The 13,513-nt window shown below is 52.8% G+C and carries 11 protein-coding genes; 8 read left to right on the forward strand and 3 right to left on the reverse strand.

The annotated features are described in order from the left end of the window. The 8 genes from LJ360_RS10200 (at position 1) to LJ360_RS10235 (ending at position 7,110) form a co-directional block, all read left to right on the forward strand. On the forward strand, positions 1-663 hold the full coding sequence (locus tag LJ360_RS10200) for an alpha/beta hydrolase (RefSeq protein ID WP_264993893.1): 663 nt from the start codon (positions 1-3) through the stop codon (positions 661-663). Continuing rightward, positions 660-1,244, forward strand: coding sequence for an ACP phosphodiesterase (locus tag LJ360_RS10205; protein ID WP_264993894.1), 585 nt, complete (start codon positions 660-662; stop codon positions 1,242-1,244). The genes LJ360_RS10200 and LJ360_RS10205 overlap by 4 nt, the downstream gene beginning before the upstream one ends. Before the next feature lie 122 nt (positions 1,245-1,366). Further along, entirely contained in the window at positions 1,367-2,503 is a 1,137-nt protein-coding gene (locus tag LJ360_RS10210; RefSeq protein WP_264993895.1) for an acyltransferase family protein, read from the forward strand. A gap of 90 nt (positions 2,504-2,593) precedes the next feature. After that, positions 2,594-3,199: an ATP-dependent zinc protease gene (locus LJ360_RS10215; protein ID WP_091850528.1), complete on the forward strand. Its 606-nt coding sequence runs from the start codon at positions 2,594-2,596 to the stop codon at positions 3,197-3,199. Between the two features lie 88 nt (positions 3,200-3,287). Beyond that, complete coding sequence (locus LJ360_RS10220) at positions 3,288-3,518, forward strand: ChaB family protein (RefSeq protein ID WP_264993896.1); 231 nt, start codon at positions 3,288-3,290, stop codon at positions 3,516-3,518. A 77-nt stretch (positions 3,519-3,595) separates the two neighbouring features. Next, positions 3,596-4,576, forward strand: a complete 981-nt coding sequence (locus LJ360_RS10225; RefSeq protein WP_264993897.1) for an aldo/keto reductase — start codon at positions 3,596-3,598, stop codon at positions 4,574-4,576. A 55-nt stretch (positions 4,577-4,631) separates the two neighbouring features. Next, a complete protein-coding gene (locus tag LJ360_RS10230) occupies positions 4,632-5,564 on the forward strand; it encodes a 2-hydroxyacid dehydrogenase (protein WP_264993898.1) in 933 nt (310 codons plus the stop codon). Positions 5,565-5,947: 383 nt separating this feature from the next. After that, positions 5,948-7,110 (forward strand): IS3 family transposase gene (locus tag LJ360_RS10235; protein WP_264993899.1). Its coding sequence is split into 2 segments (ribosomal slippage): positions 5,948-6,203 and positions 6,203-7,110, totalling 1,164 coding nucleotides; the frame shifts between segments, so codons are not numbered across the junction. 134 nt (positions 7,111-7,244) lie between these two features. Here the strand turns inward: LJ360_RS10235 and LJ360_RS10240 are convergent. The 3 genes from LJ360_RS10240 to LJ360_RS10250 form a co-directional block, all read right to left on the reverse strand. Beyond that, the gene (locus LJ360_RS10240; RefSeq protein ID WP_264993900.1) at positions 7,245-8,480 is read right to left on the reverse strand and encodes a tyrosine-type recombinase/integrase; all 1,236 of its coding nucleotides are present in this window, start codon (positions 8,478-8,480) and stop codon (positions 7,245-7,247) included. A 135-nt stretch (positions 8,481-8,615) separates the two neighbouring features. Next, positions 8,616-12,674: a hypothetical protein gene (locus tag LJ360_RS10245; protein ID WP_264993901.1), complete on the reverse strand. Its 4,059-nt coding sequence runs from the start codon at positions 12,672-12,674 to the stop codon at positions 8,616-8,618. Positions 12,675-12,708: 34 nt separating this feature from the next. Next, entirely contained in the window at positions 12,709-13,449 is a 741-nt protein-coding gene (locus tag LJ360_RS10250; RefSeq protein ID WP_264993902.1) for a tyrosine-type recombinase/integrase, read from the reverse strand. Between the last annotated feature and the right edge of the window lie 64 nt (positions 13,450-13,513).

Consider the following 13,513-nt stretch of genomic DNA (forward strand, 5'->3'; position numbering starts at 1 on the left):
ATGCAAAAGCTCGACTATATCCAGTTCGATACTGGCGAAAACCCGGGGGCAGCCGTTATCTGGCTGCACGGCCTCGGTGCCAGTGGCCATGATTTCGAACCGGTGGTTCCGGAGCTGGGCCTGCCCCAGGACGCCAGTGTGCGCTTTATTTTCCCCCATGCACCGGACCTGCCCGTAACCATCAATGGCGGTATCCGTATGCCTGCCTGGTACGACATCAAGTCGCTGGAGCTGGGCAGGACTGTGGATAAAGACCAACTGATGGCATCCGCCGACTCGGTCGCCGCCCTGGTGGAGCAGGAAATCGAGCGGGGCGTCAAGCCGGAGCGGATTGTGATTGCAGGTTTTTCCCAGGGTGGGGCGGTTGCCTATGAGCTGGGTCTGAGCTATCCGAAGCGACTGGCAGGCATTCTCGCGCTGTCCACCTATTTTGCGACAGCAGACTCGGTTACCTGTTCAGAGGCCAATCGGGACATCCCCATCAGCGTATTCCACGGCACCCATGACCCTATGGTACCGGAGGCCTTGGGACAGGATTCCGTCGCGAAACTTCAGGACATGGGCTACAGCGTGGAATACGAGACCTATCCCATGGAACACGCCGTCTGCCTGGAAGAAATCCACGCCATCGGACGGTTCCTGCGCGACGTTCTGGCCCTGTGAATCACTTCGCCCACCTGTACCTTGCCCGCCCCTCGGTAGAATCCCGGGTGGGCAACCTGTTGGGTGATTTCGCCCGGGGCCTGGACCCGGAACAGCTACCCGCACCTGTGCGGTCCGGGCTTGAGCACCATCGGGCGGTGGATGCCTTTACCGACGCCCACCCGGAGGTGCTGGCTTGCAAGGCGCTGTTTTCGTCGAGTCGGCGCCGCTTCGCTGGTATTGCCCTGGATATCCTGTTTGACCACTATCTGCTGCGCCACTGGGATCGATTTGGCCACTGCAATAAAAGCGGCTTCATCCATGAGCTGTACCGGGACCTGGAGCAGGGCGCAGGCCTGATGCCCGAAGATATGGCAAAGGTAACCCGAAGAATGGTCAACCACGACTGGTTCCACGCCTACCAGGACCTGGACAAGGTTGGCATGGCCATGGACCGCGTGGCTCAACGGATCCGATTCCGTCATCAGTTTGCTGGCATTATCGAGGAAATCCGTCCCCTCGACGATGAACTCGAAGCCCGTTTCCTGGCCTTTTTCCCGGACCTCAAAGCCTTCAGCGATGCCCGAAGCCTGGGCAACTGAAAAACTCTCCATAATCCGGACACATGACAGTCACCCCCAGTCTGGTAACCTCGACTTTCTTCAAGTCCTGTTCCGCTTGATAAGCGGTTAGCACGGAGTTCCACCATCCAGGGAGCAAGGGCATGTTTACCCGACTGGAATCCTTGCGGGGGCTCGCGGCCATCATGGTCGTGCTTTACCATTCGCCGTTCCGCTTTGGTGAAACCTCCGCTCCGATCATCACCAACAGCTATCTGTTTGTTGATTTCTTCTTTGTGCTGTCCGGATTCGTCATGGCCTATGCCTACGGCGACAAGATACGTGGTGGTATGGGGTTTGGTGAGTACGTAACCCTGCGCCTGGGGCGGCTGTATCCACTGCACCTGTTCACCCTGATGCTGTGGGTGCCTTACATACTGATCAAACAGTACCTGTATGAAACCGGGTTTGGCGGCACCAGTCAGCTGGACGAGAACAACCCGACTACTTTCATTACCAACCTGTTCCTGATCCATGGTCTTGGTGTTAACGACTCACTCAGCTGGAACCAGCCCAGCTGGAGTATCAGCACCGAATTCTTCGCCTATATCGCGTTTTTCCTCACCGCTGTCACCATCGACCGGGGCCGTCGTCTTTGGTTACCACTGACGCTTTCAGCGGGTTTTTACGGGTTTATTTTCCTGGTAATCCGTCCCGATGAACTACAGATTACCTACGACTTCGGATTGATCCGGTGCCTGGCTGCTTTCTACCTCGGAGTTTTTGTATACCGATTGAGGCGTGTGGGAACGCCGGATACGCTTTCGCTCGCCACGTTGACGGCGCTGGAACTGGCTGCTTTTGCCACCATGATTGGTACCGTTGTGGCGTCCGACGATGGCTACCTGATGATCGTGGCCGCCATGGCCAGCTTCGCGTTCACCGTATTTGTCTTTGCGGCAAAGGGTGGGGGGCTTGTCAGCCGGCTGCTGGACCTGGACCTCATTCGCAAGATCGGCATCTGGTCCTTCTCCATCTATATGATGCACCGGCTGCTCCAGTTCGGCGTGTCCAACGTGTTCGAATTTGTTCTGGGCATTAACCCCAAAGCCCCTACCGGGTGGACTTCTGTCGCTCTCAATAGCGCCATGCTGATTCTCATCATTTACCTGTCCCGCTATAGCTATGAGTGGGTAGAAAAGCCTTCTCGGGACTGGGTGAAGAATCGGCTTCGTCGTCAGGAACTCACTGTGTTGGACCGTACACAGCCGGCCTCCGCCACCGGCAAATTACAGGACTGAAACTGAACTTTGGGAACCGGGTCACGTAAAGTTTTGGCAAGCGGCTTAATGACAAAGCTGAACGTCAACGGATAGAGGAGGTAGGCACCTATGGTTCCGAAGAGGTCATTGAGAGGTTTCGCCCTGGGGTTGATCGCGGCAGTCGGGCTGACGTTTCAGGTTGGTGCCACGGCTTCCACAAAGGACCAGGCAAAGCCCGACCCTGAGCGCATGGGCTTCGTCGAATGGGTGGTGATGAAAGACACCGGCCTGCGCATGAAGGCCCGTCTGGACACCGGCGCCAAGACCTCTTCGCTGCACGCTACGGATATTGAAGGTTTCGAGAAGGACGGCGGAGACTGGGTAAGGTTTCGCCTGCCACTGGATGACCACAACGATATCGACTCACCGGAAAATAAAGGCATAGTGCTGGAATTCGAGCGGCCAGTAGAGCGCACCGTGCTCATAAAACGCAAGGGGGCGCCCTCCCAGCAGCGTTACGTTGTTCGTATGGAGTTCTGTATTGCAGGCAAAATCCATGAAACCCAGTTTTCCCTGACTGATCGCGGACGTTTTACCTATCCCGCCTTGCTCGGACGTCGATTCATGGGTGATGACAACGTGCTGGTGGATTCCACGGACAGCTTCCTGGCGGAGGCCGAGTGCGAGTACAACGCTATCGAAAAGATCGCTGAACTACCGGAGGCGAAAAGCTGAAGCTGACTGGGGATGATCACAAGGTAACCCGGAAAGCACCGACGCAGCCACGGGCGCCGATAATCGGTTAAACCAGGAGGATGAAGCGATGCCATACCGCAACAACAGCGAGCTGCCCGATAATGTGAAAGACAACCTGCCGTCACACGCCCAGGAAATTTATCGCAAAGCCTTCAACTCGGCCTGGGACGATTACCAGGACCCGGACGATCGCCGCGGCGATTCCGGTCGTGAGGAGACGGCCCACCGTGTGGCCTGGTCGGCGGTAAAGCAGGAATACCATAAGGAGGGTGATCGCTGGGTGAGAGACAAGGACTGATATACCTGTTTGATTTCCTTGCGCCGATTGACCATATTTAGGGTCCGAATCAGCACATCGGAGCCAGGAGTGCATCAATGAAATACCGGCGTCTGGGCAATAGCGGCCTGAAAGTATCTCCCTTGTGTCTGGGCACCATGACCTATGGGACCCCGGACTGGCGTGAATGGGTGCTGGACGAACAGGCCAGCCGACCGTTCCTGAAAAGGGCACTGGATGCTGGCATCAACTTCTTCGATACCGCAGACATGTACTCCGAGGGGCAATCGGAACGGGTGGTCGGTGGCGCATTGATGGACTATGCCGACCGTGAGGAGTTTGTCCTGGCCACCAAGGTATTCATGCCGATCGGAAAGGGCGCCAATCGTGGCGGCCTGTCCCGCAAGCACATCATGGACGCTATTGACCGGTCCCTTCAGCGGCTGGGAACAGACTACATCGACCTCTATCAGATTCACCGATGGGACTACGACACACCCATCGAGGAAACCATGGAAGCGCTTCACGATGTCGTGAAGGCAGGCAAGGCCCGCTACATTGGTGCTTCATCCATGTTTGCCTGGCAGTTTGCCAAGGCCCAGCATGTCGCAGAGCGCAACGGCTGGACGCGATTTGTCAGCATGCAGCCCATGTACAACCTGATCTATCGGGAAGAGGAACGGGAGATGTTTCCACTCTGCCATGATCAGGGCGTGGGCGTTATACCCTGGAGCCCGCTGGCACGTGGCGTCCTTGCTGGCAAGGCTCAGGGGCAGGGCGCGGCAACCACCCGTGGACGTACCGACGAGAACACCCGTAAATGGCACCTGGGGAGCGATATTGACCAGCCAGTCATCAGCGCCCTGGAAGCGATCTCCAAAGAGCGAAACCTGCCCATGGCCCAGATTGCACTGGCATGGGTGGCCGCCAACCCGGTCGTCACCGCACCCATTGTCGGTGTCAGCAAGGAACAGCAACTCGACGACGCACTGGCGTCCCTGCAAATCCAGTTGACCACCGAGGAGAAGGAGCGCCTCGAAGAACACTATGTTCCCCACGAGGTTGCCGGGCATGCTTGATCAATGCGCTCATCGACTCTGAAGCCCATTTGAGTTCAAGAAAAGGAGCGCGGTAATGGCCATTGATATCCTGATAGCAGGGCGTTTACCCCCGAACGTACTCCCCCAGCTGGAAAAACGATTCCGACTGCACCAACTGCCGGAAGAAAGGAATGAGGCCGGCGCCTTCCTGCAGGAAGTGGGCGGATCGATCCGGGGGATGTTGACCAATGCCGCACAGGGGGCGCCGGAACAACTGCTGAGCGCGTTACCGAAGCTGGAGATTATTTCGTCGTCCGGGGTGGGAACCGATGCGCTCAATATGGATATAGCCCAAGCCAGGGGAATCAGTGTCAGAACCACGCCCGGGGTGCTCACAGAAGATGTTGCCGACGGTGCCATTGCCCTGATGCTGGCGACCAGCCGACGGCTCATGCAGGCCGAGCGAAACGTCCGCGCCGGTCGCTGGCTGAAGGATCTTCCGCTGGGGAACCGGATGACAGGCAAGCGCCTGGGTATTCTTGGCCTGGGCAAGATCGGACAAGCGCTCGCAAAGCGGGCGGCGGCATTTGACATGCCCATTGCCTACCATCAGCGTAACCGCAATCCCGACGTTCCATATACCTATCACGGTTCCGTCGTGTCATTGGCGGAGGCCAGTGACTTTCTGGTGGTCATTGTCCCTGGCGGTCCCGCCACGGAAAACATGGTAGACGGGAAGGTATTCGACGCCCTGGGGCCAGAGGGCATATTGGTAAATGTGGGCCGCGGCAGCACCGTAGACCAGCCGGAGCTTATCCGTGCCCTGGAGCAGGGTCGCATTCGGGCTGCCGGCCTTGACGTACTGGCGGATGAGCCCCACGTACCGGACGCCTTGCTCGAGCTGGAGAATGTTGTGCTGACTCCGCACTACGCCAGCGGTACAACCGAGACCCGGCTGGCGATGGGGCAGCGGGTGGTGGATAACCTGCTGGAGTATTTTGAGGCCGAGTTACAGGGGGCCGATTAAACGGAGTACTCGTCCTCGCATCCATATCGCATTTAACATAATATACATTATGCGCATAGATACCGGTCAAACCCGGGGCATTTTTTACCGGTTTTTGGACGACCAAAAAAGTGCTAAAGAATCTCCAAGAAAAGCACTAAATTTCCATGAAAACCGCTAAACCTGTCGGTGACCTTGGTAAGCCCCTGTTTTACATGAATATCATCGTAGAGCGATCTAGAGGCGCTTCGATCCGTGAACCAGGGAATTAAGTGGCATACTTTCAACGCCTGGCATACCCTGATCCAGAGAACCAGCGGGACATGATCATGAGCACTGTAGTGGTTCAATGATTCCGGACACCAACGTAGGTGGTAAGATCGCCACCATAAACGAGGTGTCTGATGACCAGAAAGCGACGTTCTTTTTCTCCTGAGTTCAAACAGGAAGCAGCCAGCCTGGTGCTGGATCAAGGTTACACGATTCCGCAGGCCAGCGTGTCTCTGGGAATTGGTGAAAGCGCTGTTCGGCGTTGGGTTCAACAACTGACGGACGAGCGTAAGGGCGTCACTCCGAAAGGCAAGGCGTTAACCCCGGAGCAGCGACGTATTCAGGAGCTGGAAGCCCGCTGCAATCGCCTGGAGCGAGAGAAAGAAATATTAAAAAAGGCTACAGCTCTCTTGATGTCGGACGAGATGAATCGTACGCGCTGATAGACCGGTTGGGGGAGCAGGAGTCAATTGAACTGGTCTGTGAAGCGTTTGATATCAGTCGTTCCAGCTATTACGAGTACCGCCAACGGCGGAACCGTGTAGATGTGGAGCGCCTGGCCCTGAGGGCTCAGGTAAACCGCCTGTTTACCAAGAGCCGCAGCTCTGCCGGCAGTCGTACAATCAAAGGCTTGCTCCGCGAGGAAGGCGTTGTCGTTGGTCGCTTTAAAGTTCGACGACTGATGAGCGAGTTGGGGCTGATCTGTAAGCAACCAGGCCCTCATGCCTACAAGCAGGCTACCGTTGAACGACCAGATATCCCGAACCATCTGGACCGGGAGTTTGCAGTAGAACGGCCTAACCAAGTCTGGTGTGGTGACATCACCTACATCTGGAGCGGCCAGCGATGGAGCTATCTGGCTGTGGTGCTGGACCTATATGCCCGGCGAGTTGTTGGCTGGGCAATGTCATCCAGTCCGGATGCGGACCTGGTTGTAAAAGCTCTGGATCACGCCTGGGAACAGCGTGGTCAGCCAGAGAAAGTCATGTTCCACTCGGATCAGGGAAGTCAGTATGCCAGTCGCAAGTTCCGTCAGAGACTCTGGCGCTATCGAATGACACAAAGCATGAGCCGACGCGGCAACTGCTGGGACAACGCACCGATGGAGCGACTGTTCCGAAGTCTGAAATCTGAGTGGATACCGGCCCTGGGTTATCGAAATCTGCCTGAGGCAAAAAGAGATGTTGGTGGCTATCTCATGGACTACTACAACCGGCAGCGGCCTCACGCGTTTAACGGCGGCATTTCGCCTGTTGCAGCTGAGGAAAATCTTAAAATACTGTCCGGGATTAGTTGACCACTACACACGAAAGCGTCAATCATCTCTGGAGATCGGTATCATCTATACTTTCAGGAGTTATTAAGTGCTGAGCCCAAAAATGTTTACTTAGAACTCAACCAGCGCAGTGAATGCCCCTGGGACTAAAGCACTCATTCTACACGCCGACCTTTTCCACTAGCGGCTCGTTTCTTCTCTTCGGAACGGACGTAGATGGTATCCGTTGTCGCCATGCTGGAGTGTCCCAAATCTTCAGAAAGATCTTTCAATGCCCGGCCTCTTTCTATCTCTAGGCTGGCTCCTGTGTGTCTGAGCCAATGGCTCGAAACCTCTCTGAATTTTTGAGCTCGATCTGGCCCGTGGCTAGCCAGCATGTTTTCATACGCGTGATCGAGCACACCCTGGACGAGTCGTGATAGTTGCCTGGCCGTTAAACCCCCGCGGCCTCTAATCTTTTCTATTATGGGGGCGTTTTCACCAATACCGGGTAGAGCTGAGAGACCACGATGTAATCGATATCTCTTTAAATAACTGAGAAAGCTCGGTGGGACCGTCACATCCCGAATTCTTCGACCTTTTCCGTAGACTTTTAACCACCAGTTGCCGTTCGAGTCGGTCCAGAAATGGCCCATTGCTGGCACCCATTCTTTCCGCTCAGAGAGCTCGGAAATTCGCAAGAACAACGTCTTTAGCGCCGCAATAAGGAACAAATTGCGCTCATAAACACCGTCACCGTCTGCCATAGACGAAGCAGACTGCAGTAGGGTTTGCCATTCGCTTTCCGTCAGCCTTTTTATCTGTTGGACCTGAGAGTCTCGAACAAGGTACCTGCAGTCTCGTTTTGCTAACTGAGCGGGATTTCCGAGGCAGACCTCCTCTTCCATTAAGAACCGATAAAAGGCAATCACACCGGTGAACGTCGCAATTAGCGATTGCTGCGATGGACGATATCTGTTTGTTTGAGACTTATCATGCTCTGATGAAGGCGAATCGGCGCGAAACGGTGTCCAATGAGGATTACTGTGGTAAACCCCATTTTTCTGACGAAACTTTTCCATATTGAATTGACTGATCCAACTGGTCGGTGGTGCCCAGCAAAAGTCAACATATTCGAGAATCTCATGTTTTCGAAAGCCGGTTGGATCTTCACCCTTAACGATAAAACACCACAGTAAGAACTTCTCAACCTCCGAGCGAAATCTAAGAAAAGTATGCTCTGATTTGTTGCGGCCGATATACAGAAGGAACGCCTTCCCATGTCCCCAGACCCTTTTTCGCCAGCCAGGTCCTTCCTCTATGAATTGCATCAGATCCGGAAAGCTTCGGAGCTCGAAGTTTCCTAAACGTTCGTGTGCGGGATATAGTGGAGTAAACTGCTTTTTGGCCATGGACTGCCCTTTGAAACCTCTAAATCAGAATATTACCCTATGTCCAATACTAAACAGTATTGGACATAGTTGCCAGCCTTAAAGCTATCCTGAACTACCCTTTCGATAGCAATGGCTTCTGAGCGAGAGGTCTAGTTATTGCGCCTGCATACTCGATAGCATTTTCTGGACATCGCTGCGGTTATTAATTCCAAGTGTGGGTAGTAATGCTAATAGGAAGTTAACAACTTTTATACACGTCGGAGCTTCAGATTTGTTCAGTTCGAGGATAATAAGACCTTCGTGAAGGGCCAGATTAGAAAGCATAAAACGTTGATTTTTTCGCATGAAGGCCCACCTTCTTTGTATCCAAGGGAGCAAAACCTCACAGGCGAACTGGAAGTGCCCGAATGTTTTGGCCATCTGTAAAGTTTTAAAGGCGATCTCAAAAATGTGTCTTGGAGAGACGGCCTGTAACCCTCGAATGGCTCTGGCCTGCGCGAAGATAAGATGTCCGAAGTCAGTGAGATAGTCAGCGACCACCCCCTTCCCTTTAACAGCATCAAGCAAATCTGAGCGGATTTCAAAACCGCTGGAGGCAGGGAGCTCTCGGAGAATATCCTCGACAGCAGCGACGTCGTCATTCAATATCGAGATAGAAAAATATAGTAGGATCAGCTGCTCGGAAATATCCCTAAGGTCTTGTTGCTGCCGCTCAGTCGCCAAAGGAAGCGTGTTATAGTCAAGATTATTGAGGCTGATTTCGCCGGTTTGCTGGGAACATGTTTGAGCGTACGCAAACGATGATATTGTATCCTGCAAAGCAAAAATAAATAGCTTAGCATCACGGCGAATAAAAGCTTTGTGTCTAAGGGAAGGAACCAAAAGAATCTCGCCTTGAATCAAAGGGCCGTTGGGCAGGTAGGTCTTCAGGTTTTTGGTTACACCCACATCAATAGATGCATAGTTCTCAATCTTAGCCAACATGTACCACGCGTACTCTATCGGCATAAGCTGCCGTTCCCCGATCTTCGGATGAGGCTCTGGATTGCTTACACATCCAGGGAAAACTCTTGTTTCCTCACCATCGCCAAATCGATGAGCTTCTCCTGCTGCATCTTGGGCCAGCCATAGCAACGCGTGCCGACTGACAGCGTGACAGTGCGCGGCGCGTAATGTGATGTCTGGTTTCAATTGGGACAATCCTTTTAAAACCTCAATGAAGTGCTGTAGACAGATTAACCTTTCACCGTTGTGCCAACTCGCCAATGCTGCGTCTGCCAGGAGCCCTAGTCGCATAGCTTCCATATCTGGAAGTTCAGATTTGCCTGCCGCCTCACTTCCGTAAAGATAATATCTCTGCGCAGTTTGGTAATCGCCCTGCTTTTCTGCACTGATTGCTGCGTCTCTTCCTAGGAAAGCCTTCTCAACTTCCGATAGTGGCGCGTCGTTTTCAATGAGTTCTTTGGAAAGTGCTAAACTACCCTCGTGATCTTCTGAACGATACAAAACCTTCGCTTTGGCACGAATTAATTCTGAGTTGGTTTGCCCATAAATTGAAAGCCCCTCATCCAGTATTGCGAGTGCGCTATCTTTGTCATTTCCATATTCATCCAAGATAACAGCGCGGTATTTCCGACAGGAGGCTGAAAGATCGTTGCGACCCCATCCGGAGGCCTGTCTTTCTAGACTGGCAAAGATGTCGCTGTGAACTTGAGGTTGTATCGTGCCGTTTTTATGCTCATTCAACCAGGCCCCCGCAACGAGTGTATCTATCGAAAAATCATCTCGATCAAACGGTTTCAAAAGTTCTGTTCGGGTCTCCGAGGAGGCACTGTCTAAGAAATAAAAAACTGGAATTAAATCAGCGATCCTGGGCAGTTGTCGTGTTTGATTTACAAACATGAAACTTACGGGATCGCATCCTTCCTTGTTGGTAAGTTCTTTCAGATTCTCTACTGCTTCTTCAGGCAAAATACCGTCTTCGTTTTGTAGAATCGGTCCAAGATCTCTAATGATGTCTATGAAGTTAGAACCGAGCAGCGAGTTTGAGTGTTGAAGCAAAAGCTTTGAATAGACCAGCAGGTTCATTAACGCTCGCATCTTCGCGCTCTGCACGTTCTTCTCTTCAACGAAAAACCGTTTTAGAGCTTTCTCTAGCTTTTTGGGTTCATTTTCTTGACTTAAAAGAAGCAACTGGACTCCGCGGAACATGTGGCTCGCGGTTGCATCATCGGGGTATGGTTCAACGTCAGTTCTGAATAATGTAAACACCGAGAGGTGCGGAGCTAGCATTTCAAGCTTTTCCTGACCTGCATTGAGTAGAAACAGGCAAATTTTGATCACTACCGATTTGTTGTGACTTCTGAGCGCAGATATTACTGCTGCATTTAAGTCTATGACATCTAGTGTTCTGCCTTTTGTTAGTGACTCAGCAATTGCACTTTGTATGACTTTCCTGTCATTCTCTCCTAGGGAATTTGACGCGTAATTTGTAAGAAGTGGAGAAAGGCTAAATCTGTCGCCTTCATGTTGGTCAATCCAAGAGCCGATTAAACTATCAAGAATAATTCCAGTGTCGTAAATCGGTGGAGCTATCTTGCCGAGGTCAAGGGCTAGTTCTCTACGAAAGCCTCCGATCTTTAATGACAGGCGCTCAATCAGTCGCCTAGAAGTTTCGGGAAGATCTTGCAAAAGTCGTTCGCGAGTTCGCCTTCTTACCTCGGTGATTGCTGGGGACCCTTCAATTAGGCTGTTTAGGGTTTGAAACTCCGAGGAGTCCCACCCTCTTGCAGCCATGCTCTGGATAAAGGCCATTGCCAATTGAGGATGCCCCCCGCCAGAAACGAGATGAGTGTAGTTGGCCCATTTCGGGATTTCTGGTACTCCCATCTTCTCAAAGATCTCTACAAGATCATTTTCGGAAAACTCAGTAAGAACGACGGCGATATTTGCTTGGAGACCTGAGGCAAAGAGAAATTCGTTATTAGGTTCGTTGGGAGCCGTTATTACTAATAGGACATCGGACCGCCCAGCAGAAAAAAATAAATAGTTGAGATTATCTAATACAGATGTGTCCACCGTATGCTCGAGGTCATCTATGATTAAGCCTCTGACCCCATAATCTGGTAAAGAGTTGGCCAGATCCAACAAGGCTATAGCAGTTTGGTCTTTGGCAAGCCCTCGCATATTTATGCTGCCCCACGCCCCATCTAATTCATGCGCTAGGACCCGAGCCGCTACGGTTTTTCCCATCCCCGCAGCACCAGTGATCCAGCATGAACCGAACCTCTCCAGGCATAGCCGCATTTTTGTTATTTCGCTCTCCCGCCTTGCTAAAGCTGGCGGGAGCGGCACGTCTGAGACCGGGCTTGGCCTTAGATTTGTCTCTTGAGATATTCCGTTTTCGCTAGGTAGAGATTTTGATAGCGCCCTCGTTACTTGGCGGTTGTGCGCTTCAAATTGTGCTCTATTTAGGGTGATTTGGGTTGCTTTCTCTAAAATCCGTTCCAATACAGGCCGAGTTACAACCCGTTCACTTGGATCCCTCTCAGTTGAGAGTTCTAGTATGTAGAGAAGAAGCCCAGCGATACAGTCGGGGACTTGCGAGGAAAGGCCCCCCTTTTCGAGTACTAGCTTGGAAACTCTTGAATCAATTTGCCGCTTCAGGAATCGCGAATCGGGAGCGCCGCAATCAAAGTGGATTCGTTGCAAAAACTTTTCCCGCAAATCTTTATCGTCAAGTGAAGCTATATAGCGTTTGGTTTTGTCAGCCAGCTTTGAGTTTCCGAGAACTCTGCGAAGTTCAGATAAATTGCCTGCCTTTGCGACGCTACGCCACGACTCCAATGTCGGACTATCATCGACTCGATGTTCAGCTTTCTTCTCCCTACCGATCTTTGAAGTCGTTAGATGACGTAAAGAGATGGTTACATCTGGGTTACGCTCCACCAAATCAACGAAACTGTCGATCGAGGCAACAATACCATCCGAGTTTATGGTCACGGTGCCTGTGGTGTCTTTTACTTGAACAGCTTCAAGTGCGTTAGCGGCCGCGACTGCATAATCTTCTGCCACTTCAAGGTACAGAAACTCGTCAAAATCAATATCAGTCCATGCAAGGGCCGATTGATAGATTTGGTATGCATAGCCTCGCAGAGAGTCGATAGCCTCTCTCGTTGCGTCCCCCAAAGGCGGCTGTTGCGGAAATGGCATCCGAACTCCTAGCTTTAATAAATCAAGAGTTCCCTCAGTGGAACTCCACCCCTTCCAAAAAATGCGCTCCGTCGAACGTTAGCACATTCGTGTACACCTCGGTTGACTCCACGCTTCGGTGCCCTAATAGCTGACTCACAAACTTCAGCGGCCTACCGTGCAGCAGCAGATGCACCGCAAAGCTGTGCCGAAAGGTATGACACCCGATTTTGAACGGCGGCTCTCCCCCCACCTGCTCGATCAGCCGGTCGATGTTCGCACTGACCGCCTGGCGCGTGATCGGAAAGATCCGCTCGTCCTTCCGAAACTTCCCCATCCACAGGTAGCTCTGGATCCGGGTCTGGAAGTCCCGGTCGAGGATCGGGATAAACCGCTTGGGAGAGCGTTGCAGGCTGCGTTTGCTCGGCCGCCCTGCCCCTTGCTTAAGCGTCTTGAGCATCACGCCAAAATCGTAGCCGTCGTCGATGAAGCTGGCCGGCGTGGTGGCGAGTACTTCTGAGACCCTCGCCCCGGTGCACCACATCAGATCCAGGATCAGCCGGTGCATCGGGTGGCTCTCGGACTCCAACAGCGTCAGCACCTCGGGCTTGAGCAGGTACTTGGGCATGGTATCGAGGGTTTCCAGCAACAACGGCCGCTTGTCGATGAGCCGATCCCAATCGATGGTCACTTCCTGGATCGGGAACGACACCAGAGGGCGCTCCTGAAACGCGAGCGGGCGCTTGTTTCGTGGCTGGCGCGGAAATGAGCGCGCGCTGGTGATGGATTTTGACATTTCCCCTCCGGGGTTCTGTCAATTTTGAGGTGGAATTAGAAGGCCCGATAACCGCCCTCCTCCG

It is taken from the genome of Marinobacter sp. AN1 (assembly GCF_026013985.1).
Classification (GTDB): domain Bacteria; phylum Pseudomonadota; class Gammaproteobacteria; order Pseudomonadales; family Oleiphilaceae; genus Marinobacter; species Marinobacter segnicrescens.